The organism is Gracilibacillus caseinilyticus (assembly GCF_022919115.1).
GTDB lineage: Bacteria > Bacillota > Bacilli > Bacillales > Amphibacillaceae > Gracilibacillus > Gracilibacillus caseinilyticus.
Map to the genome: position 1 here is coordinate 1,321,782 of NZ_CP095072.1, position 24,058 is coordinate 1,345,839.

Annotated in this window: 24 protein-coding genes and 1 riboswitch; of the genes, 20 read left to right on the plus strand and 4 right to left on the minus strand. The window is 38.4% G+C overall.

The window, feature by feature from the left end; genetic code table 11:
* Positions 1-60: 60 nt before the first annotated feature.
* A riboswitch (PreQ1 riboswitch) is annotated at positions 61-107 on the plus strand.
* Between the two features lie 78 nt (positions 108-185).
* Complete coding sequence (locus MUN88_RS06430; protein ID WP_244722349.1) at positions 186-728, plus strand: VUT family protein; 543 nt, start codon at positions 186-188, stop codon at positions 726-728.
* A gap of 488 nt (positions 729-1,216) precedes the next feature.
* Here MUN88_RS06430 and MUN88_RS06435 read toward each other — a convergent pair whose 3' ends face one another.
* Genes MUN88_RS06435 through MUN88_RS06450 form a run of 4 tightly spaced genes read right to left on the minus strand, consistent with a single transcriptional unit; the run spans position 1,217 to position 3,435 of the window.
* Positions 1,217-2,134, minus strand: a complete 918-nt coding sequence (locus MUN88_RS06435) for an ABC transporter ATP-binding protein (RefSeq protein WP_244722352.1) — start codon at positions 2,132-2,134, stop codon at positions 1,217-1,219.
* Positions 2,135-2,833, minus strand: a complete 699-nt coding sequence (locus tag MUN88_RS06440; protein ID WP_244722355.1) for an ABC transporter permease — start codon at positions 2,831-2,833, stop codon at positions 2,135-2,137. It abuts the gene before it with no gap.
* Positions 2,834-2,849: 16 nt separating this feature from the next.
* On the minus strand, positions 2,850-3,134 hold the full coding sequence (locus MUN88_RS06445; protein WP_244722358.1) for a hypothetical protein: 285 nt from the start codon (positions 3,132-3,134) through the stop codon (positions 2,850-2,852).
* A complete protein-coding gene (locus MUN88_RS06450; RefSeq protein ID WP_244722361.1) occupies positions 3,127-3,435 on the minus strand; it encodes a DUF2089 family protein in 309 nt (102 codons plus the stop codon). The genes MUN88_RS06445 and MUN88_RS06450 overlap by 8 nt, the downstream gene beginning before the upstream one ends.
* A 222-nt stretch (positions 3,436-3,657) precedes the next feature.
* On the opposite strand from MUN88_RS06450, the gene MUN88_RS06455 reads away from it, so the two are divergent.
* The 19 genes from MUN88_RS06455 (at position 3,658) to MUN88_RS06545 (ending at position 24,005) form a co-directional block, all read left to right on the plus strand.
* Complete coding sequence (locus MUN88_RS06455; protein ID WP_244722364.1) at positions 3,658-5,610, plus strand: BglG family transcription antiterminator; 1,953 nt, start codon at positions 3,658-3,660, stop codon at positions 5,608-5,610.
* Complete coding sequence (locus MUN88_RS06460) at positions 5,607-6,050, plus strand: PTS sugar transporter subunit IIA (RefSeq protein WP_244722366.1); 444 nt, start codon at positions 5,607-5,609, stop codon at positions 6,048-6,050. Before MUN88_RS06455 ends, MUN88_RS06460 begins: the two co-directional genes overlap by 4 nt.
* Positions 6,047-7,039, plus strand: a complete 993-nt coding sequence (locus MUN88_RS06465) for a 6-phosphofructokinase (protein WP_244722369.1) — start codon at positions 6,047-6,049, stop codon at positions 7,037-7,039. Before MUN88_RS06460 ends, MUN88_RS06465 begins: the two co-directional genes overlap by 4 nt.
* 13 nt (positions 7,040-7,052) lie before the next feature.
* Positions 7,053-7,343 (plus strand): PTS sugar transporter subunit IIB, encoded by a 291-nt coding sequence (locus tag MUN88_RS06470; protein ID WP_244722372.1) that lies wholly within the window; start codon positions 7,053-7,055, stop codon positions 7,341-7,343.
* An 18-nt stretch (positions 7,344-7,361) separates the two neighbouring features.
* A complete protein-coding gene (locus MUN88_RS06475) occupies positions 7,362-8,645 on the plus strand; it encodes a PTS sugar transporter subunit IIC (RefSeq protein WP_244722375.1) in 1,284 nt (427 codons plus the stop codon).
* 12 nt (positions 8,646-8,657) lie between these two features.
* Complete coding sequence (locus MUN88_RS06480) at positions 8,658-9,044, plus strand: tetratricopeptide repeat protein (RefSeq protein ID WP_244722378.1); 387 nt, start codon at positions 8,658-8,660, stop codon at positions 9,042-9,044.
* Positions 9,045-9,058: 14 nt separating this feature from the next.
* Positions 9,059-9,901, plus strand: coding sequence for a class II fructose-bisphosphate aldolase (locus MUN88_RS06485; RefSeq protein ID WP_244722381.1), 843 nt, complete (start codon positions 9,059-9,061; stop codon positions 9,899-9,901).
* Positions 9,902-10,604: 703 nt separating this feature from the next.
* Complete coding sequence (gene cpaB, locus MUN88_RS06490) at positions 10,605-11,273, plus strand: Flp pilus assembly protein CpaB (protein ID WP_244722384.1); 669 nt, start codon at positions 10,605-10,607, stop codon at positions 11,271-11,273.
* Between the two features lie 38 nt (positions 11,274-11,311).
* Entirely contained in the window at positions 11,312-12,466 is a 1,155-nt protein-coding gene (locus MUN88_RS06495) for a CpaE/TadZ family protein (RefSeq protein WP_244722387.1), read from the plus strand.
* A 12-nt stretch (positions 12,467-12,478) separates the two neighbouring features.
* Entirely contained in the window at positions 12,479-13,825 is a 1,347-nt protein-coding gene (locus MUN88_RS06500; protein WP_244722390.1) for a TadA family conjugal transfer-associated ATPase, read from the plus strand.
* Positions 13,822-14,748, plus strand: a complete 927-nt coding sequence (locus MUN88_RS06505) for a type II secretion system F family protein (protein WP_244722393.1) — start codon at positions 13,822-13,824, stop codon at positions 14,746-14,748. Before MUN88_RS06500 ends, MUN88_RS06505 begins: the two co-directional genes overlap by 4 nt.
* Positions 14,749-14,752: 4 nt before the next feature.
* Positions 14,753-15,685, plus strand: a complete 933-nt coding sequence (locus tag MUN88_RS06510) for a type II secretion system F family protein (protein WP_244722396.1) — start codon at positions 14,753-14,755, stop codon at positions 15,683-15,685.
* Between the two features lie 68 nt (positions 15,686-15,753).
* Positions 15,754-15,957 carry a hypothetical protein gene (locus MUN88_RS06515; RefSeq protein ID WP_244722398.1) on the plus strand — a complete coding sequence of 68 codons (204 nt, stop codon included), beginning with the start codon at positions 15,754-15,756 and terminating at the stop codon, positions 15,955-15,957.
* Between the two features lie 39 nt (positions 15,958-15,996).
* A complete protein-coding gene (locus MUN88_RS06520) occupies positions 15,997-17,439 on the plus strand; it encodes a VWA domain-containing protein (protein WP_244722401.1) in 1,443 nt (480 codons plus the stop codon).
* 45 nt (positions 17,440-17,484) lie between these two features.
* Entirely contained in the window at positions 17,485-18,933 is a 1,449-nt protein-coding gene (locus tag MUN88_RS06525; RefSeq protein ID WP_244722411.1) for a vWA domain-containing protein, read from the plus strand.
* Positions 18,934-18,989: 56 nt separating this feature from the next.
* Complete coding sequence (locus MUN88_RS06530) at positions 18,990-20,825, plus strand: hypothetical protein (protein WP_244722414.1); 1,836 nt, start codon at positions 18,990-18,992, stop codon at positions 20,823-20,825.
* Between the two features lie 72 nt (positions 20,826-20,897).
* Positions 20,898-21,491, plus strand: coding sequence for a hypothetical protein (locus MUN88_RS06535; RefSeq protein ID WP_244722417.1), 594 nt, complete (start codon positions 20,898-20,900; stop codon positions 21,489-21,491).
* Between the two features lie 143 nt (positions 21,492-21,634).
* A complete protein-coding gene (locus MUN88_RS06540) occupies positions 21,635-22,216 on the plus strand; it encodes a hypothetical protein (RefSeq protein WP_244722420.1) in 582 nt (193 codons plus the stop codon).
* 100 nt (positions 22,217-22,316) lie between these two features.
* Positions 22,317-24,005, plus strand: a complete 1,689-nt coding sequence (locus MUN88_RS06545; RefSeq protein ID WP_244722423.1) for a hypothetical protein — start codon at positions 22,317-22,319, stop codon at positions 24,003-24,005.
* The last annotated feature ends 53 nt before the right edge of the window (positions 24,006-24,058 follow it).

A 24,058-nucleotide genomic window follows, 5' to 3' on the forward strand; every position in this document is an offset into this window, starting at 1 on the left:
AAAAATGCAATTGACAACGGAGAGCTTCTCCATTATGATAAGAAAGAAATAAATACCTGTGCGGAAGAGGTTCATAGCTGATACCCTCTATAAAAAACTATGGATCAACCATGTCCATTGGATGTGGTTTTTTTTCGTTGCTATGACACCTCTTCCGTGAACAACTATAGAAGAGGTGTCATCTTATGTTAAGAGTATTTTTATATTTAATTTCCATTGTCACTGCCAATGTTGTCACAGCGGCTTTTATGCCATTACAAATAGGGATTTTCCTTATTCCGATGGGGACGCTTTTTATTGGGGCAACCTTCATTTTTCGTGATTTGGTACAAAATAAATATGGACGTGGCAAAACCTATGCCTTCATTCTGACAGCACTGATTTTATCAGCATTCGTTTCCTTTTTACTCGGGGATACCTTGATGATCGTGGCAGCATCCGCACTTTCCTTCATCCTGTCCGAGTCCGCTGATACCGAAATTTATACCCGTTTAAAACTGCCAATCGCGTGGCGTGTTTTTTATAGTGGATTAGCAGGAGGATTTCTCGACTCTGTTGTTTTTGTGATTGTCGGCTTAAGCCCGATTGGAGCAGGCATGTTACCGTGGGAAGCCGTGCCTGCCGCGATAATAGGGCAGATTATAGCAAAAACCATTATCCAGCTGCTTGGTGCATTGGTGTTGAATCAGGTTTATCTGGTGAAACAAAAACGAGTAGCGGTGGAATAAGAAGAAGGAAGCTATTTTCTTGGGAGGATAGCTTCTTTTTTATTGGTTGGGGAGGAGGATTGCGATTCAAACGGACAAAATCCTGGAGGAGAAGCGTTCAAATGACCGATAGAAGCGCCCAATCGGACAAAAAGCAGTCAGAGAGGTGATCGAATGTCCGATAGAAGTGCCCAATCGGACAAAAAGCAGTCGGAGAGGGGATGGAATGTCCAATAGAAGTGCCCAATCGGACAAAAAGCAGTCAGAGAGGTGATCGAATGTCCGATAGAAGTGCCCAATCGGACAAAAAGCAGTCGAAGAGAGGATCTAATGTCCGATAGAAGCGGACATTCGGACAAAAAACAGTCGGAGAAGCGATCGAATGTCCAATAGAAGCGCCCAATTGGACAAAAAGTAGTCGAAGAGAGGATCTAATGTCCGGTAGCCCCTAATCTCCCAACACAAAAGAACTGTGGCAAAATCATCTGCCACAGCCCACTCGCACTAATCTACTTACTATTAATAAATACTTCCTCAAGTGACTGTTGTTCCATGCTGATTTCATATAATTGAAAGCCTGATTGCATCAATTGCTGCGATAACCGTGGCAGGTCATCCTCACTGCTAATATTGACGATGGTGTAAGGCTTTTTCGCTGCAACAAACGCCACATTGAAATCCCACGCTGCCGATAGCTCTGTTATTTTCTCAGGTGTTAAGGCAGGCGTTGTCCGTATTGCGACACTGATTTCATTCACCGCGTTCACTTTCAACTCTGCAGGCGTGCCAAGCTTTGTTATCTTTCCGTTACTGATGATGCCAACACGGTCACTGATTTTATCAATCTCATCCAAATTATGAGAGGTGAGCAGAATCGTTTTTCCTTGTTGCTGTAAATCGGTAATCAGCTTACGAATGTTAATCGCTGATTCGGGGTCTAACCCTGAGGTTGGTTCATCAAGAATAATGAAGCTTGGATTCCCTAAAATAGCCTGGGCAATACTAATTTTCTTTTTCATCCCAAATGAATAGGATTTTATTTTTTTCTTTTCGGCGCCTTCTAATCCGACATCCTTCATTAGAGCTGCGTATTCCTGCTTGCTTCGGCTATCTCCAGCCAGTTTTCCCATATAACTTAAAAACTGGATTCCACGCATTTGATCATATAAATTCGAAATATCCGGCATAACGCCAATCTTCGTTTTCACCTGATCGAGATCTCTGTCAGAAGCACCTAACATCTCGAAGGAACCACCGCTTTTATTAATGATTCCGGTTAGAGTATTGATGAAAGTGGATTTACCAGCCCCGTTATGACCGATGAAGCCGAATACTTCCCTTTCATAAATCGTTAAATCTATGCCACTCAGCACTTCTGTTGAGCCGAAACGCTTGGTCAGATTGGTTACATTGATCACTTCATTCATTTACAGATCCCTCCGTCTCATAATGAGAATACTCACAAATAGAAAGACAATGCCGAACAGCAGTGGCACAGGCAAAAGGGCTGAGCCGTTCTCTACATAATAATAAGGTAACAGATACTTGAACGGTATCATGTACCATTTTTCGACTGTAAGACTGACCAGCCCCATAATTGGAAGGAAAAGTCCTAACAGAATTCCCAGAAACATCGTCAGCTTAGTCTTAGGAATGATGGTGGAAATAAACAAAACAAAGCTAATAACATAGAACAAAAAAAGTAAAGTGGTGAGGTAATCCAGAAAGCTCCATTCACCTGATATGGCTGTCAGGATTGCATAGGAAATAAATATCGTCACGACCCAAAACAGCAAGATACCGAAAAATTTCCCGATCACGATTTGCCATCGGGGAATTTTGTTGACGAGTAAACGAATCGTCCTCATTTCGATTTCTTTGTTGATGACATCATGAGAAATTGCAAATGCAAACAAGAAACCAAACATTAATACAATAAAGGAAATTGCCAGTGTGTAAACGGAACCCTGTGTCTCCCCAATAGCAAGTATTTCTTCTACTATTACTGGATTGTTTTCCAAAAAAACAGCAGATTGATAGGAAATAAACGTCAAAAACAAGATAATGAGAATCGATCGAATGCTCTTAAAGGAATCTGTGAATTCCCGCCATAGAATATGTACCATGTAATAATTTCCTCCTCTAATTCAAATCATGCATTTTCATTTTTGCTAATTCTTTTTCCGTTTTCTCTTCTAAATACTTGCGCCCACTCTTCCATTCGGCGTACAGGATCAGCCATCCTATCGGCACAATAATGATGCAGGTCACGATGCTTTCCATGTCATTGATTGTAAACCGCCAGATTATCCACCCTAAAAACAATACGGGAGCAATGATGCCTAAATACGGATTATCCCTTGTGGCAACATAATATTGCAACGCCAGTAGTGCTACAATAATGAATACATGATAGATATCATTCAACTTTATCCCCCCTTTCCATTGTTTTGTATTTATCAATGATCAATTTGGCATCTTCCACACTGATTCGATCATCGATGGATAAGGTTTTGATGAAAGAAATGAATGCTTCCTTTTCTTCTGCGTCATTTGCTTTTATTTTTTCAATTAACCGATTCAATTTAATTCTGACGGTTGGATAAGATACATCATATATGTTCGATATCTCTTTCAGGGAGCCTGAATTGACTACAAAATTTTTAATAAATTCCAAATCTTCTTTTTCCAATGCTAACAGCCAATTTGGAAATTCTTTCGCATCCATATATTACCTCCTTTGCTTTGTCTTGTTATAATTTAACATATTATTTAAGAAAGTTAAAGTATTTCTTAACAAAATTAAATAAAACAACAAATGATTGGTTAAATGTTCATTTACACATAGCTTATAATGGGAATAAGAAAGGTTTCCGCTAAAGAGGAAAAAGTATAACTTAATAAAATGTAAGCACTTACTTATACTAAAAGCAGAAAGGAGCAAATGAAAATGAAGCTACTAAGTAAAAGAGAGGTAGAAATTCTTCATTTGTTACGCAGCAGTAAGGGGGTGCAGACGGGTAAGAGTCTTTCCCTGCTGTTAGAGGTTACCACACGAACTATCAGAAATGACATTAAAAAAATGAATGCAATCTTATCGAAGCATGGTGCAGAGATTGTGTCACACAAAGGAAAAGGATATGAGCTGGAGATAAGCGAGGAGGAAGCTTTTCAAAAGTTATATGCCAATCACATCACAATCATTCAAAACCAAGCAACGGTAAACATGCACAGATCAGAAGGGAATGATGTGGAGGAACAAATGATTAGAAACATCTTAATGAATTGTCTGACAGATACAAGTATTTATCAGGAAGAATTAGCTGAAGAGTTGTTTATCAGTCTTTCTGCATTAAAAAGTTATCTTTCATCAGTCAAAGAGAAAATCTCCCGATATGGATTAGAGCTTGTTACGGATAGATTTAATGGAATAAAAGTTACAGGTAATGAGGATAAAATAAGGTTTTGCATTTCTCAATATCTGTTCAATCATCAAAGCATCGGCGTTTATAATGATCTATTTCCCGATAATGAAATAAAGCGATTAAAAGATATTATCTTACAAGTATTGTTGAAAAATCAATTGAAATTAACGGATGTTGCGCTCGAAAACTTAATTATTCATATCGAAATAACGATAAGGCGGTACCTAAACAATAGGCTATTAGATTATCAGATGAAGATCACAGAAAATTTAAAAGCTACCAAAGAATACAAGGTTGCCCATGACATTATACAAGAAATAAGGGTGACATTAGGCATCAATATCGAGCCGGAAATCTTCTATATTACACAACATCTTCTTGCAAGCAGCAGGTTCTATAGCAAAGACATTGATGATCAAGAATATAGAAGAATGGAAGGCATGTTAGCAGCGGTGCTAGAGGAAATTAAAAAGAAAACATCCATTCAATTTAGTGGGGATCAAAAGCTGGTAGAAGGGTTAGTTATCCATCTAAGTACTTCTTTAAAAAGAATTGAGTATCAAATGAATATCCGAAATGAAGTGCTGAACAGTATCAAGAATAACTATCCGCTTGCATTTCAGCTTGCCGCTATAGCAAGCAATAAAATCAGTGAACTGACCAATTTAATAATAGATGAAAATGAAATAGGGTTTCTAGCTATTCATTTTGGGGTGGCTTTGGAGAAAAAAGGTTTAAACAATCAAGAGGTCAAAAAAATCATGATCGTTTGTGGTTCTGGCGTTGCTACTGCTTCCTTAATTAGAGAAAAATTACTAAATAACTACGGAAATCAAGTAAGTGTGGTGGAAACGATCAGTCTATCAGAATTTGAGCCATACTTATTGGATTGTGTAGATATAGTCGTCTCCACTGTTCCAATTGACATAGAATCGGATAAAATCTTTACCGTTAGTCCTATTCTAAGTTATACCGATCTATCTATGATTAAACGCAAAGTAATGGAAGATAAGCTCGAATCAGATGTTACGGAGTTTAGTAATATATTCAAAAAAGATCTATTTGTTAAAAATTTAGAGCTGCAAACGAAAGAAGATGTCTTGGACTATATTACAGATCTTATGTACACAAAAGAATACATCGATGAATCTACCAAACAATCCGTATATGAAAGGGAAAGAATGGCATCGACAGAACTGAGTAATCTGCTTGCAATTCCACACCCATTAGAAAATAATATGTCCGAAACAAGCATTGCTGTCTGTATTTTAAATAAACCAATTGTTTGGGATCGAGAAAAAGTACAGGTCATCATCGTATTAAGCGTACCGAAGGAAAAACAAAAGACATGGGAAGTCATCTTTAAGCAGCTATACCATTTCTTAATAGAAGAATTTGGCATCACTAAATTAATATCTAACTATAATTACGAGGATTTTATTAGAAATTTAAGCAAATACAAGGAGAAAAGCTTATGACAGAAACTTATTTCACCGAGGATAATGTTCAATTTAATGTGGAGGTAAAGGATTGGAAGGATGCGATATACAAAAGTGTTGCATTGTTAAGAAAGAATGGCTTTGTAACGGAGCATTATGCAGCAGAAGTCATTAATAATGTAAAAGAATTCGGACCATATATTGTCATATCTCCCGGTATTGCCATCCCTCATACCAGACCAGAAAACGGAGCATTAAAGGTGGGGATGAGTTTAATAACGTTGAAAACGCCAGTATATTTTAAGGACACGGCAGCGCCTGTCAAAATCATGATTAGCTTCTCAGCAACAGACAATGAGCAGCATTTAGAGATTATTAAAATAATTGTCAAGATCGTAGAAAATGGCTTGATCGATACAATATCCACGATGAATTCACTAGCCGACTTAAATGATTTGATAGGAGATGGTGTCTCATGAAAAAAGTCGCCCTTATTACAAGTGGTGGGGATGGGGCTGGTATCAATGCAACAATTGAGATGATGGCAAACCATCCACACATCGATTTATATGGCTTTTCCGGTGGATATAATGGTATTTCCACCAATGAACCTATTCATTTAACACCACAGTATGTAGAGAATAAATCACTTGCTGGTATTCATTATGTGCAAACGGGTAGAAGCGATCTTCCCTATACGCAAGAGGGAAGAGACAAACTGCACCGAAAATTGAAGTCAGAAGGTTTTGAATGTTTGATCGTATGTGGTGGCAATGGTTCACAAAGAGCAGCACAACTACTTCATAAAGAAGGGACGAATACGATCTTTATACCAATGACGGTAGATAATGACGTAATTGGTAGCGATTACAGCATTGGCTTTGACACGGCGCTAAATAAATTAATGGATCTTTTATATGGACTGCATGATACAGCTGCTAACATGCCAGGAAGGATATTTATGGTCGAAGTGTTAGGTGGTAATTCAGGCAACCTTGCCTTGGAAAGTACCGTCGCAGGTGCAGGTGATCTAGCAATCGTACCAGAATATGTAACCCAAAAGCGTGCAATCACCAAAGTGGTAAAGGAAAAATTAAAACAAAAGCAATCGTTAGTCATTGTATGTTCAGAATCTGCCTATGAAGATAAAAACTATCAATCTGGCAATCAAGGGGTATCTTTTGAAATTGCAGCAGCTATCGAGGAAGGGACGGGAATCAGAGTGAGAAAATCAATTGCAGGTTTTTATATTAGAGCAGGCCGACCAACATTTAAGGATGCATCGATTGCCGCAAAAATCGGAGCAAAAGTGGCACAATGTGTGAGCGATAACCAATTTGGTGTAATGGTCGGTGTAGGCAATGACCGAATTCAAGCATTTCCCTTTCAGCAATTAAGAAAACAATTTAATAGTCTGCATCCCCAAACACTGGAAATAGCTAAACAATATAACAAAGTAATCTATTAAAGGAGGTGAGCACATGTTACAAATATTAGTCGTATGTGGAGCAGGATTAGGCAGCAGTTTTGCTTGCCAGATGAGTGTGGAGAGTGTCCTGCAGGATATTGGAGTGAAGGCATCAGTGGACCATTCCGATATTTCATCTGCTGCCGGGACAAGAGCTGACATTATTATTTCAGGTAAAAATTTCGAATCACAATTTCAAAGATACGATCTACCGATGGACCTGATTTTCTTAGATCGTCTAGTAGACAAAAAGGAAATTGAGGAAAAACTAGTTCCCGTTTTAAAGGCAAAAGGAGCGTTATAAATAAAGGGGGTTATCATAATGGCAGTCATTGATTTCATTATCAACAGTATCTTAACACAAGCTTCCATCACCATCGCATTAATTGCATTTGCTGGACTTTTATTACAGCGTAAGCCTTTTGGTGAAGTGATGTCAGGCAGTTTCAAAACCATGCTAGGCTTTCTGGTTTTATCTGCGGGATCCTCGATCATTGTTGGCTCGTTACTATATTTTGGTGATATCTTCTCTGAAGGCTTTGGAATGGAAGGAATTGTTCCATCTATTGAAGCCATAAATGGGCAAGCAATGAATGATTTAGGCTTAGCAAATCAAATTGCATTAACTTTCCTGGCCATATTTATTTTTAACATTCTATTAGCTAGATTAACAAGATGGAAATACATTTTTCTAACAGGTCAGGCGTTATTGTGGATGGCTACGATGACCACGGTATTTGGAAGTGCAGCAGGCTTTAGTGGAATAGGATTAATTCTTGCCGGAGGTTTAGTAGGTGGTATCTTTGCCGTAGCGATGCCCGCTATTGCCCAACCGATTGTGAAGAAAATTACGGGAACAGATGATATTGCGCTTGGTCACTTTTGTACGATTGGCTATATGTTCGCAGCAGGCATTGCCAAAATTACCGGGAAAAATTCAGACTCTACTGAAAATATTAAATTTCCAAAAGGGTTAGGATTCCTATCTGATACGTATCTTTCTGTAGCGATTGTGATGGTCCCGTTATACGTTGTTACCTCCATCTTTGCCGGAGCTGAATTCGGAACAGAGTTATCTGGGGACGTCAATTATATCGTGTATGCCTTCTTACAAGCGGTTCAATTTGTTGTCGGTGTTTACGTATTACTTTCTGGTGTTCGCTTATTATTAGCTGAAATTGTACCAGCATTTAGAGGGATCGCATTAAAAGTCGTACCAGATGCAAAGCCGGCATTAGATTGTCCCGTATTGTTCCCATATGCCCCAAATGCAGTAACTGCAGGGTTCATTACGACAACGATAGGTACGGTCATCGCGATGTTTGTGCTTCCATGGTTCGGGTTGGCTATGATCTTACCTGGCATGCTGACCAATTTCTTTGCTGGTGGAACAGCAGGAATCTTTATGAATGCCGTCGGAGGAAAAAGAGGCGTATTAATCGGTGGTATTGCGCATGGATTCTTTATTACGTTACTGCCAGCACTACTCGTACCTCATTTTAATAGTTTGGGGTTTGTCAATACAACGGCAACCGATGTGGATACCGTAACAGCTGGTCTATTATTTGAATGGTTGATTCATCCGATCATGAATTTATTTGCATAAAGGAGGGACACGATGCCATTTTTTAAAAGGAAAAAGAAAGAAAACGATGCAAAGTCAGAAATGCAGCAGGAAGTGAAAAAGGAGCATCTCTCAGAACAAATAGAAGAATATTTATCGAAGCTGGAGAATGCCGAAAGGGAAGACGAGATTCCTATTTTAAATATGTTAGGCAGTTTATATTTTGAAATGGAAGATTACGATCATGCAATTACGTATTATGAGAAAAGTATTGATCAAAATAAAGCCTTAGGAAAAGCTTTTACCGATTTAGTGAAACTTTACAACATTAAACGAAAAGAAGCTTCTAAAGCTGGAGATAGGGAAACTGTTCAAGTATATTTGCAAAAATCTGATGATCTGATGAAGCTTACAAAAGATACCATAAGGGGAAACATGTAGAGAGGGGAATAACTATGTTAAAAAGTTTGGATCAATTATTTGAAAAATACGAAGGTAAACGAGCAATAGGCTCCTTTAATGTTCATTGTCTGGAAATGCTGCCAGCCATGTTAGAAGGTGCAAAGGAACTAAATGCACCGATTATTATTCAGACATCACCTGGAACTGCTGAATATATTGGATTTGATTTATTAGTATCAAGTATGGAGACTTTATCCGACAGGTTGGAGGTAGATGTCTGCCTGCACATGGATCATTGTAAGTCTATCGAGGTTCTAAAAAAAGCGATCGATGCAGGATATACATCGGTGATGTATGATGGTTCCAGTTTAGACCTTGAGGAGAATATTAACAACACAAAAATAATAACCGATTATGCCAGATCTAAAAATGTTTCAGTCGAAGGTGAAGTGGGAACCATAGGTGGGGCAGAAGATGGTTTGGTGGTAGCAGAAGAAGACGCTATCTATACCCACCCTGAGGATGCGTATCAATTCGTAAGAGAGACCGGTGTGGATGCCATCGCGGTGGCGATAGGAACAACGCATGGTCAGTATAAATCAAAGGCAAAATTAAATTTTGAATTACTAGCAGAGCTTTCCACTAATATGAAAGATGTTGGGTTAGTACTTCATGGAGGAACAGGTGTATCGGATGAAGACATGAGAAAATGTGTGTCTCAAGGAATGAAAAAAGTAAATGTTGGAACAGAATTGAACAAATCTTATATTGAAGAAGTTAATAAAACATTCTCTCAGGCAACGCCATTGACTTCTTTGCGAAAACTTCTATTACCTGCCAATAATAGAATAAAAGATATTGTGATGGAGAAATCAAAACTGTTCCAACTGATGTAAAGGTTAGTATACCATGAAATTCAAATTATTTACAGTAGGAAAAGCAACCTATTTACAATAAGTAGGTTGCTTTTTTCTGATTCGAAAGTAATAAAACCGTTCTATTATATTAGTAAAATCCAACCATTTTTATGCAAATCCTCCATTTTTACTGGATTAATTTTCAATATTTTCTTTATAATGAGTAGTTGAATGAGCTTTACAGGGAGGAATTAAATGAACACAGCCCAGATGATGAATATCAATACATTAGAGGAGTTGTTTTAATATTTTTCTAAGAAATCAAATGTTTCAGAAGAAGCTGTAAACGGTCATCCTTTTTTGTGACATAAGTGCTAATACGAATAAGACTTTTGATTTGCACGAAATGATGCACAATTATGTCTTACTATTTGCTTCTGCGGGCATGAAGAAAAAAGGTAGGGCGTCTATTGGAAAGACAGAAAGATCACAGTTATTTCAAGTCTCACCGTAACATCCATAATTACACACATACACTCTCGATTGCTTCCATTACTTCAATTCATAACCAGCTTAGAGGAAGAGAAAAAAATGAATAAAAACAGGATGAACGCGTTATATCCCACTAAGTATTTTGTAGTACGCAACATACATCTTAAGGAAATGTTTTACAAGGAAAGTAATGGGTATAACATAATAAGCCGAAAAACCTAAACTCTTTGTAGGATAAGGAGAAACACGCATGATAGATTCAAAGAAAAGAGCCGGAATATTTTTTATTTTAGCATTTATTTTAGCATTGATTGCAGGATACCTAGTTTACGAGAAAGTGAAAGAATTAAATGCAGAATTAGGAGGAATGACTGAGATATACGTTGCAAAAGGAGAGATTCCTTCACGTACGCTGTTACGGGAGAATCAATTAACGGTAATGGAGATTCCGAACAAATTTGTTACAGAGTCACACATAACAGATGTATCGGAAATTGAAAATCGTGTCTCCGTTGTTCCCTTAAGTGAAGGGGACGTTATTACGTCCAATATGATAAAACCGGTTTCCAACTTAAAAGATGAGGATCATCGATTAGTATCCATTCATCGACAGGAAAATATTCAGTTTGATCAAGTGATTGAGGCGTTGGACCGTGTTGATATCATCGTTTCATCCGAGGAAGAAACAACTACTTTTCTTACAGATGTACCGGTAGTCTATGCACAAGGAACGAATGAAAATTTTTCAGGTATTGCCGTAGAACTATCGAAAGAAGAGGCGGAAAGATTAATTCATGAACAAAATTATGCCGAATACATTCGTATATTGAAGGCTAATGTTGGAAAAGGTGACGCAATGATGACAGAAGAAGAAGCTGCCAGTGAGAAATCAGAAGAGGCTTCAGAAGAGGAAGAATAAAAAATCTTCGATATGGGAGAAGGTAGTCAAGGAGAGAAATGATGAGTGAACCATTTGATATTTTAATAGTTAGTGAAGAAGACTCGATTACGACGCAAGTACTAAATGCCATTGATCGAGATGAGAATAACGTAACCGTAATCGGATCGAATGACGTATCGCGTGAAATTAATCGTCAAACAAGAGACTTTGTGATTTTTATCCAGGCCAATACCGATTATGTGGTGGAACAGGTTCAGTATGTGAAATCGATACACTCCCCTACATATATCATATTTCTCGCAACGGATTCTGATATCGGTTTACTACGTAATATTATGCGAGCAGGTGCAGAGGAATTCTTTATCCTGCCTGATGAGCTGAGTTTATTCTTTAGTCGTTTCCCTACTATGCAAAAAAATTATAAATTACGTATGGAAACGGATAAAGATAATGCAGTCGTATTTGGACGGGGAAGAGGTCAAATACATGCATTTTACAGTGGGAAAGGTGGTACGGGTAAAACCGTTATCTCTTCTACATATGCTCAGACGATCAAATTGGAATCAGCAGCAGAAGTGATATTAATTGATTTAAATGTTCAATTCGGTGGGATCGAAACGATCATGTCACTGGAGACGAATCGTTCCCTCATTGATCTGCAGCCTGTTATAAATGAACTAAATGAAAGTCACATTCGTAACGTCTCGCAAACAGAGCAGCATTCGAAATTGGAAGTATTAATAAGTCCGACCGATGCTGGTGTCGCGGAAACGATAGATGGTGAGTTTATTAGCCGTTTACTACGTGCCTGCAGACGTTCGTTTGACTTTTGTATCATTGATTTACCATCGTTTGTCAATGAGAACACCGTAACAGCTATTGAAGAAGCAGACAAAATTTATTATGTCTTACAACCCGATACCCCTTCTTTGAAAGTATTAAAACATTTTGAAGAAATAAGTGAACGATTAGGTATTGATTTGAAAACCAGTATGCAAATCATCCTTAATAACATGTCGAAGGAAATGGAATTAAAAGAAAAAGATGTGAAGGATTTAGTGCGATATCCCATTGCAGCCACGGTAAGAAGGGATTATAAGAAGCTGCAGACCTTTATTAATAAGGGAGATCCCATAAGAAAGGCCCAAAAGGAAAAGCTGATTCCTTTTTCAAAAGATATACGCAAATTTGCGAAGTCGGTATTGAGTTAGGAGGTGGTGCAGGTGGCTTCATTATTTGACCGGCGCGTTAATCAGGCATCAAAGGCAAATGCAGTAAGTAACGAACATAATCAGTATATCGAAGGGTTAGTAGAGCATTACAAAAGTCGGTTGTTGCGTGATACAAATCTGGAAGCATTGACCAGCTTGAGTCAAGGTGAGATGAGACTAAAGATCGAGCAATTAGTCTCACAGTTTATGTCAGAAGAAAAAGTAATCATCCCAAGACAGGAGAAAGATTTATTAATCAGTCGAATCCTGGATGAATCGGTTGGTTTTGGACCATTAGAGCCACTCATTTCTGATGAATCGATTACAGAAATATTGATTAATGGCCATGATGAAGTGTATATCGAGCGCTTTGGGAAGCTGGAGCTTAGCAGTATTTCTTTTCGTGATGATGATCATGTAAGACATGTGGTCGACCGAATTGTGGCACCTATTGGCCGGAGAATTGATGAGAGTTCGCCAATGGTTGATGCCAGATTGCCAGATGGAAGCCGTGTGAATGCGGTAATCCCGCCTGTCAGTCTCAATGGTACGCTTGTATCGATCCGTAAGTTCCGCAAAGACCCATTTCAAATGGATGATATGCTGCAATTCCAGACGTTAGATGAAAAAATGGCAACCTTTTTACAGGCTGTGACCAAATCGAAATTAAATACTTTAATATCCGGAGGTACAGGTTCCGGTAAAACCACATTACTGAATGTGTTAGCTGCAGACATCCCTCATGGTGAACGAGTCATCACGATTGAAGATTCAGCAGAGCTTCGGTTAGACCGTCCCAATGTGATTGGCATGGAAGCAAGATCGGAAAACGTAGAAGGACAAGGTGAAATAACGATTCGACAGCTTGTCCGAAATGCGTTGCGGATGCGTCCTGATAGAATCATAGTTGGTGAGGTTCGTAGTGGGGAAGCATTTGATATGCTGCAAGCGATGAATACAGGTCACGAAGGCTCGATTACAACGGTACACGCTAACTCCACGGATGATGCATTAAGACGTGTGGAAGCGATGGTTGTCATGGCAGGCCTGGAACTGCCAGCAAGAATTATACGTGAATATATCGTAGGGGCCCTTGATATCATTATTCAAGTGACACGTCTTACAGATGGTACAAGAAAAATTGTAGCTATTTCAGAAGTAGTGCAAGATGATGATGGTGAACATCAGATCAAGGAAATATTTAAATTTAAGCGGACGAATATGACAGACAAAGGCGATGTCGAAGGGTATTATACGCCAACCGGCTATGTGCCTAGATGTTTAAACAGATTGAACACCTTTGGTCATCATATCTCTGACTCCCTCTTTATACCAGCAGAAGAGGAGGTGCATTTATGATTGCGACGATTATGACGATCTTGGCGACACTTTGCTTTATCCTCTTTCTGGCCTACTGGTTAGATTACCGTAGAGCTAAGCGTAATTGGCGTAAGAGTACAGAAGACTTCTATAAACCGGATCAGGAACGAAAAAGCTTTATTGTTTTAATAGGCGATCGCTATGACCACTCTGAAACGGCACAACCGATGTTTGAAAAGCTAAAGCAAGCCAACATTCCGTTCACTCCTTCAGAATTTATTGCAGCACAGTTTGTAGCATTCATGGGTATTATTTTATTGCTGGTCAATATGTTTAATCTGAAATTATTGATAAGTGCGTTTCTTGCATTGCTTTTACTTGAAGGTGGGAAGCGGATTATGTTTGCTGTTCGTAAGAATAAGATGCATGAAAGGTTAGTCGATCAGCTTCCTGAAATATGCAGGATTTTAGCGAATTCTACTCGGTCAGGTATGACTTTAAATCAAGGGATTCAGATGGTTGCACAGGAAATCGCTGCACCTGCCAAGACAGAGTTTAAACAATTAGCACACGAATTATCATTAGGGATTCCTTTTGACATAGCCATTAAGAAGATGGAATCACGTATTGATAACAAGGAGTTCAAACTATTTGTTGCCACCGTGTTAATTCAAAAGAAGGCCGGTGGGAATATTTCATCTATTCTGGATGAAATGAGCCAGACATTAGAAGATCGCAAACTATTAAAGCAGGAAATCAAGACGATGACAGCGGAGCAGCGTTATGTAGCGATTCTGGTTCCGATTATACCGATATTCCTTGTTTTAATGATGAATAATATTATTGATGGTTTTTTGGATCCTTTATTCACAGGGATCGGGTTACTGTTACTGTTGTTTTTTATTCTTGGAACCGGCCTGACGTTCTGGTTAGTGCGTAAGGTTACCAATATAAGGGTGTGAGCAAATGGATGGATTAATTGTATTATTTTTATTACTCACTCTCTTTTTCACAGGATTAGCTCTTCGATATACCTATGTATATGTTGTGTACAAGAGCGAATTGAAGAAACAAGCGAAAGAGGATCATTATATAGAGGATATCTTCGAGAAGAAGCAAACACGTAAAGAAAAGGTGTTATCGAAAGTATTCCACTATGCAGATGATTTTTCAACAATCGGTCAACGAATCAATTTTTATAGTGAAGATCACGATGTAGAGAAATGGTTAACAGAGGCAGGTCATCCTTACCGTCTGACAACGGCGAGGTTACAGGGGCTGAAAATATTCTTTATGATCGTCGGTTTGATTATTGGCGGTATTTCCATGATACTCAGACTTCCTTTCAGTGAGCTTACTGTCATTATCTATCCGATTGTTGGCTATCTGGCTGTTGTTTTTTGGATCAAATCCAAAGCAAAAAAGCGTCAGGAAGAATTGACTTATCAATTGCCGGATTTCCTCGATACGATGAGTGTGACGTTAAAAGCAGGTGTCAGCTTAGATCAGGCATTACGAGATATCGTCCCTTATTTTGAAGGTCCTGTTCAAGAAGAGTTTGGTCGCTTTATCCAGGAAATCCAGGTTGGGGTACCAAGATCTTCTGCGTATGAAATGCTGCTGAAGAGAAATACGAGTAAAGAATTTCAGCTTTTGATTAAGGCCCTTATTCAAGGGGAAAAACTGGGGATTCCCATTTCAAAAACGTTCCACCAGCAATCATTAGAAATGCGCAAAATTAAGAAAGAACTAATTAAAGAACAAGCAGCAAAGGCATCTCCAAAGGTTACCTTGATCACGACTTTCGTAGTATTGCCCTCTGCATTAGTGTTAATTGGTGGCTTGATGGTAATGAATATGTTCAGTCAGAACAGTAATATATTTGAATTGTTTCAATAGAGATTAAAACAGTGGCTAAACAGCCGTTTTAATAAAATAATTTAAAAAATAAAAGGAGAGATTTCAATATGAAAAAGTTAACAGAATTTTATGTGAAGGCTACTCAGCAGTTGAATAACGAGAGAGGTGCACAGTCATTAGAATGGTTAGGTATAGCGGCGTTGTTGATTTTGGTGTTGGGGATTGTTTCTTCGGCGATAAGTGATCAGAGTGATGGGATTGGTAAAATTATATCGGATATTATTACTAAAATTTCTAATATGGTAGGGTAAGTAAGTTAATACAAGCACGGCTAACAAGGGGGGTTCTGGTTGAGGAAATTATTAGTCATGGGTTTACTGCTTTGTACTCTTTTAGTAGCATGTTCAGAGCAACCAAATAACGAGAATGAATCAGATGAATCGATGGAGGCAGGAACTGTTATAACACCAAGTGATGAAGGAGACCATCAGGAATCGGAGAAAACAGAAAATACAGAAGAGGAAAAAAGCCAACCAACAAATGACGAGAATGCTACGCAACAGTTTGAAACAGATCCATTGCCCAAAACGGTAGAAGAACTAACAGCTATAGAGCAAGGGAAATTTGCGAGAGAAATATTTACTAGAAAAGATGGGGCAGAACGTGAAGGTGCTGAATTACTTAATTTCCTTGGAGATGACTTGCCTGAATTAAGTGATAACCCCAGCGAAGCAGAGCTCCATTATTTTTATCGAGAAACTTTAAAATTGGTTCAGGATGATTATGTAGGTGAAGAAGAAATCTTGAAAGAATTAAAGTTTCAGTTATTAGGCTCTCCTGAAATAGAGGATCCTAGATACCAATTTAAGGAACAATTAAACATAGCAATTCTATTAGATGCATCTGGTAGTATGGCGCAACAAATAGATGGTAAATCCAAAATGGCTGCTGCAAAAGAGTCAATTACTACCTTTATGGAAGAATTACCAGAAGAAACCAATGTTGCACTAAGGGTCTATGGTCATAAAGGTACAGGGGCAGACAGTGATAAAGAATTATCCTGTAGCAGTTCTGAGATAATTTACGGATATAGTCCCTATGAAGAAGCAGCGTTTTCTGATGCTTTGAATTCCGTTCAACCAGCAGGCTGGACTCCGAATGGATTAGCTTTATCAAAAGCACAAGAAGATTTGGCTGAATTTAAAGGGGAGGAAAACACAAATATTGTTTACTTGGTGAGTGATGGTATAGAAACGTGTGAAACAGAGCCTGTGAAGGTAGCTAAACAATTTTATGATTCCAATATTCAGCCTATCATCAATGTGATTGGTTTTGATGTAGATAGTGAGGGACAGAATCATCTAAAAGAGATTGCAAATGCCGCAGAAGGACTTTATCAAACGGTGCAAGATGAAAATGAACTGGCAAATGAGTTTGATAAAATCAGAGAGATGGCAGAAGCTTGGGAAAAATGGAAGGTACAAGGGGAACAAGCAATTGATTTGAAAGAATCGCAAAATAATGTCGATATTTTTGTTTATACAACTACTAACCTAGAACGTCTTTCTGAAGAAGATGCATCTATAGACTATATTATTGAAGCATTAGAATCAACCGGGAAAATCAGCAAGGAAACATACTTACAATTAGATGCGTTAAATTCTGAATACCATAATGATATGAATGCTGAAGTTGAAAAGCTTGAGGATAAGCTTGATGATTGGAACGAAAACTCTTATAAAGAAGCCTTACAAAAGCTAGAAGACAAATACCAAGAAAACCAAACAAATTAAATTCATCAATATTTTAAATCATTGAAGTACTGGCGAGGGGATGGCATGGGAAGAAGACAATACACTTGGCGTTGTATAGCGTTATTTGGCTGGATTCTGTTTCTTCTTCTTTTATTAGCAGCATGTTCTGGAGAAACAAAAGAAGAAGAATCTCTGGAAGCGGGAAAGGTGATCACACCTAGTGAGGAAGAAGAGCCACCAGAAGAACAACCAGAACCGACAGATGAAAAAGAGGAAAGCGTAAGCGAAACAAACTATTCTGAAGAGTTCGACACGGATCCGTTACCAACAACAGTGGAAGAATTAGCAGCATTGGAAAAAGGGAAATATGCACGGAAAATATTTAATAATAAAGATGGTGCAGAACGAGAGGGATCTGAATTATTAGACCACCTCGGTGAAGATATGCCGGAAATTAGTAATAATCCTAGTGAAGCAGAGCTTGATTATTTTTTTAGAGAAACCTTGAAACTGGTGCAAGATGATTATTCTGGAGAAGAGGAAATCCTTAAAGCGTTAAAGTTTCAATTATTAGGAAGTCCTGAAGTAGAGGATCCTAGATATCAATTCAAGGAACATTTGAACATCGCAGTATTACTTGACGCATCAGGCAGTATGGCACAAGAAATCAATGGCAAAACCAAAATGGAAGCAGCTAAAGAAACCATTACAGCCTTTTTAGAAGAATTACCGGAAGAAACCAATGTTGCCCTTCGTGTCTATGGTCAGGAAGGAACAAGTGCTGATTCAGATAAAGAACTATCCTGCAGTAGCTCAGAGATCATTTATGGATACAGTCCCTATGAGGAAGCAACATTCTCAGAGGCTTTGAATTCCGTTCAACCAGCAGGCTGGACACCTAATGGATTAGCTTTATCCAAAGCCCAAGAAGATTTAGCTGAATTTAAAGGGGAGGAAAATACAAATATTGTATATCTTGTGAGTGACGGTATTGAGACATGTGATACAAAACCAGTGGAGGTAGCGAAACAATTTTATGACTCCAATATACAGCCCATTATCAATGTGATTGGTTTTGATGTCGATAGTGAAGGTCAGAATCATTTGAAAGAAATTGCGAATGCGGCTGAAGGTCTTTATCAAACAGTGCAGGATGAAGATGAATTAGCGAATGAATTAAATAAAATTAATGAGATGGCAGAAGCGTGGAATGAGTGGAAAGAAAAAGGAGAGCAGGCATTTGATTTAAAAGAAACGCAAAATAGTATAGATATTTTTGTTTATACAACACAAAATCTAGCTAAATTATCTGAGGAGAAAGAATCAGTAGAATATATTTTAGAAGCATTGCTTGCAACTGATAAAGTTTCAGACGATATATTCTATCAACTTAAAGAAATAAATTCTAACTATCATACAGAAATGAGAACTCTAGTTGAGCAGCAAAAGGATAGATTAGAAGAATGGAACGAAAACTCTTATAAAGAAGCCTTACAAATGCTAGAAGACAAATACCAAGAAAACAAAGAGTAATAAAAGAAGATTTAACACCATGTCCGTTTTCATCTAATATATGGAGAGGATAAGTAATGAAAAGAATCAAATGGAATCGGCGGATCTCTATTGCGTTAATCGGTATTATTCTTTTCTGGAATATACTACCTGTAGCGGCTGTGGCGGCGAATTTCATTACTCCTGGTCAGGCAATCACTCCGGGAGAGTCGATAACTCCTGGAGACCCGATTACAGGTGGCGAGTTTATTGCTCCCGGGGAGGTATACGACTACGGAGAAGCCTATAATGATGGAACTGCTGCCGAATCTGGTGACAGTTTAAATTCAGGTGAACCTATTATCGAAGGGGATCCCGTAACAAATGGTCAATTTATCGCTCCAAATGCACCTCCATCTTTTTCGATCATAATTACTGGGGATGCAATTCATCCAGGGGAGAATATTCAAAGTGGTAATCAAATCGATGCAGGCAATGCAGGATCCGCTGGTAATGCAGTGGAAGGTGGATCAGCCGGCAACAGTGGAAATAATCCTTCCAATGGTTCTACTATTAATGGTGGCAATACAAATGCCAACGGATCTCCAATAGAATCTGGTCAGTCCGGTTCAAATGGATCTAATGTAGTCGGCGGTCAAGCAATTAATGACGGAGATGGTGCCAATGCAGGTAATGTCGATGCCAATGGTAATCCCGTAGTTGGTGGAAATAGTAACGCTAACGGAAATGCGGCAAATGGTAACAATTCAAATGCCAGTGGAAATACAATTAATGGTGGCGATGGTGCCAACACAGGCAACGTCGATGCTAATGGAAACCCCGTAAATGGTGGAAGTAATAATACCAATGGAAATGCAGCAGAAGGTAACAACCCCAATGCTAGCGGTAACGGTTTTAACAATGGATACGGATTCGGTAACAACCTTTTTGGTGGTAATACCTTGCTTGGCGAAGGATCAGCTAATGGCGGTGCAAGTTTTGGCAATGGTTCTCCGGGAGGAGGTAATGGATCCTCAGGAAATGATTTACAACCTGGGGAGAGTGGTCAGGGAAATTCTTCCGGTGAAAATACTAATACGATTGATAGAGTTATTGGTGCTGTGAATGAATTTAAAAAATATGGATTAGGTTTAGGAGATAAATTAGCTCAATCTGCGGCAGCAGCATATGCAGGTTTTGATTTTGATAATGTTAAAAATGTTGACTTTTGGCACACTGGGGAAAGAAGACTTAAAAATCCAATTGGTAACTGGTTCTATGAACGATACAAACAATATGATCTTGATGGCAAAAAAGTTACATTAACCTCGGGAGTGTTTGATAAACAAAATTATAATGCTTTTATGCAATCAAAAGGATTGGGTGGAAGCGGAAATGTATTTCAAAATGCATGGAAATCAACTAAATCTGCTTTATCTAGTTCTTGGGACGCTTCTTCGAAAAGTTTCTGGAAGCCATCCACATTAGGAAAATTGAGTGGTCCTATTGGTCTAGGGCTAACCTTTACTAGTTCCATTTCCAAGCACTCTGATGGTTATGAAGACTTAAGTGGTTTAAAATCTACTGCTTTTGCTGCTGATTTAACTACGGATGTTGCGGTTGGAGCAGCTACAACGGCAGTTGGAAGCTTTGCTGGTAGTATGGCAGTTGGTGCTACTATTGGTACTGCTACTGTCCCTGTAGTGGGTACAGTTGCAGGTGCAGTTTTAGGTCTAACAATCGGATATTTAATTAACAACACAACATGGGGGAAAAAAGGTAAAAGAGTTATTTCAAGAGGGATTAAAAAGGTTTATGATGCAGGGGTAAAAGGCTGGAAGGCGGTTAGTGATGGAGTTATAAAAGGTGGAAAGGCAACGATCAATGGTATAAAATCAGGGATTTCAAAAATAGGAAATCTATTTAGTGGATAAATTCTATTGTATCTTTATCTGAAACGCCTGTGATGCAGTATTTTAAAATCTTAACAAAGGTTTGATAGTTATATGACAAAAGAAGTAACTTCTAAAGATAATCGAATTATCGCAACGACATTGTTGTTAATATTTATAGGATTCTTAACTGGATCTATGCCTACGATAAATATGGAATTAGTAATATCAAACATTTTATTAGCTATCATATCTTGTTGTTTGTTTTACGTTATTTGGAAAAAAACAAAACATGATAGTAAGCGGTATTTCTCCTTATTTTCATATGTTATGTTTAATTGTATTGCTATTCAATTATCCACCCCATTTTTGAGGTTGAATTTTTTAACCATATCATTTTGGGTTGGAATTATCATCTTGTTGTTAATGGTGACCTTACCTTACATCTTTTCTCGAGAAATCGTGTTTGGTATAAAAAATGCGAATAAATCTAAATTGGGAAAAATTTATTTAATATTCTCAATTTTGATGATTGCCCTAGGAACAGTGTTATATTCAGATTCAATCTATTCCGATGACATTAATGCAACAGGAGCGAGTATATACTCATTCTTAGCTGCCCTTCTTTTTTTATTCAGTGCTCCTATTATGCTAATAAAACCGAAAGAAGTAAAACAAATTTCTAATAGAGATAAATATCAAAATTGAAGTGTAAAAAATACTAAATTGGAGCTTGGGTTTGGATTGTATCACCTATAGAGTGTTTGGCGGCGAATTTTAATATTCCATATATGTTCAGTTAATTAAAAAAGTTAAATTGTCAAATTTCTTAATGAAGGCTTGATTGATACATGACAAAAGAAGTAACCTCTAAAGAAAATCGAATTATTGGAACAACTATAATGTTATTTATTATTGGCTTTTTCACAGGATCAATGCCTGAAATTAGTATTTTGTTAATAATATTCAATTGTTCATTGGCTATCTTATCTGGTTTAGTTTTTCTTAATATATGGAAGAAAACTAAACATGATAGTAAGCGATATTTCTCCTTATTTTCATATGTAATGTTCAATTGTATAGCTATATATTTCGCTATTCCATTTCTGAGACTAAATTTTTTAACCATCTCTTTCTGGTTAGGAATTATTATGTTGTTGTTAATGGTGACATTACCTTATATCTATTCAAGGGAAATTTTATTTGGTGTAAAAAAACCAAATAGATCTAAATTAGGGAAGATATATTTAATTTTTTCCATTTTAGTAGTTGTTTTTGGCTCTTCATTGTTTCGGGATTCTATGTATTCCGATGGTAATCCAATGGGGGTTAGTATATATACATTTATGGCAGCTTGTATTCTTTTATTTCTCGCTCCTATTATGCTAATTAATCCAAATGAAGAGAAAGAGAGAAAAAGAGTCAGGAATTAAAATGTAATTAACATGATTTTGACAGAAGTACGTATCAAATAACAATCAACGATACACGCCCTACACACCAAGATCAAAGCGTGTATAGAGAGGAGATGGCATGAAAAAAAGAAAATACAATCGGCGGATATCCATTGTATTGATTGCTGTTATCTTGTTTTGGAATGTACTGCCTGTAGTTGGAGTGGCTGCGAATTTTATCACTCCTGGCCAGGCTATTACGCCAGGTGAGTCGATCACTCCTGGAGACCCGATCTCTGGTGGTGAGTTTATTGCACCAGGAGAGGTCTATGATTATGGGGAAGCTTATAATGATGGAACTCCAGCGGAAGCAGGTGACGGATTAAGTTCCGGTGAACCTATTATCGAAGGGGATTCTTCTTCAAATGGACAATTTATTGCTCCGAATGCGCCACCCTCTTTTTCCATAATTGTTGCGGGGGATGCTATTCAACCTGGCGAGAGTATCCAAAGTGGTAACCAGAATGGTGCGGGTAATGCGGGATCTAATGGCAATGCAGTGGAAGGTGGCTCGGGCAGCGACAGTGGAGAAGCTGGATCCAATGGGTCTGGTATCAATGGCGGCGACGGAAATTCCACTGGTTCTGCAATAGAATCGGGTCAATCCGGTTCAAACGGATCTAATACAGAAGGCGGCCAAGCAATTAATGGTGGCGATGGTACCAGCTCTGGCAGTGGTGATGCCAATGGCAATGCAGTCGATGGTAACAATTCAAACTCCAACGGAAATGGTATTATTGGTGGAAATGGTAATGGATCCGGAGACGCCCTGAACGGTGGCAATGCTGCTAATGGTAATGCCGTTGATGGCAACAGCTCATCTGGTGGCGATGCAGTTTCAGGAAATGGTACACAGGGTGGTAATGGAACGAATGGTAATGCAACAGAGGACGGTGAACCGCCGTCTGTGTTAAATTTATTATTTGGATCTACAAAAGACAGTGACAGTATCATTGATACGGTTTCCAATGTTGCAGGTGACGTGAAGAAATACGTGCTTAGTTTTGGCGATAGTGTGGCACAGGGATTGATTGCAACGGGTGCCGGATTCAAATTTAAAGAATTGGCAGATGGAAAGTATGCTGTCTATGGAAAAAATAGTTTGAACAGTTCGATCGGAAATTGGTTCTATGAACGGTATAAATCCTATAATTTTAATGGAAGCAATGCGGAGTTTGGGCCGAACGCTCGTCGAGTAGGTGAGGCCAGATACAATGCATTTATGCAATCGAAAAATTTAAGAGGAACTGGTGGATTATTAGGAACAGTAGGCAGTGCCACCAAATCTTCTCTAAATAGTTCATGGAACGCATTTTCCAAAAGCTTTTATAAACCTTCTAATATGTTGAAATTAGGAGGACCAGTCGGAGTCGCACTAACGTCTGTTAGCTCGGTTTCTAAATTCTCTGATGGTTTTACTGATTTTAGCGGATTGGCATCTACAGATTTTGCCGCCTCGTTAACAACTGATGTGGGAATCGGTGTAGCCTCTACTGCGATAGGTAGTGTAGCTTCTAGTGCTGCAGCAGGTGCTTTGGCAGGTTCTGTTGTTCCTGGACTGGGTACAGTAATTGGTGCAGGTGTAGGTTTGTTTGCCGGATTTGCTACAACTTATCTGATCAACGGTACAGCAACCGGCAGGAAAATCAAATCAGCCGTTACAAATACCATTAAGAAAGGGTATGACGGAATCGTGAAAGGTGCCAATGCGATCAAAGATGGCATTTCCTCTGGTATTTCAAAATTAGGGAGTCTTTTTGGAGGATAAATTGATCCTCCTCTCCTCTTGTTCTTTGAATAAATTAGGGATGTCTTGATATT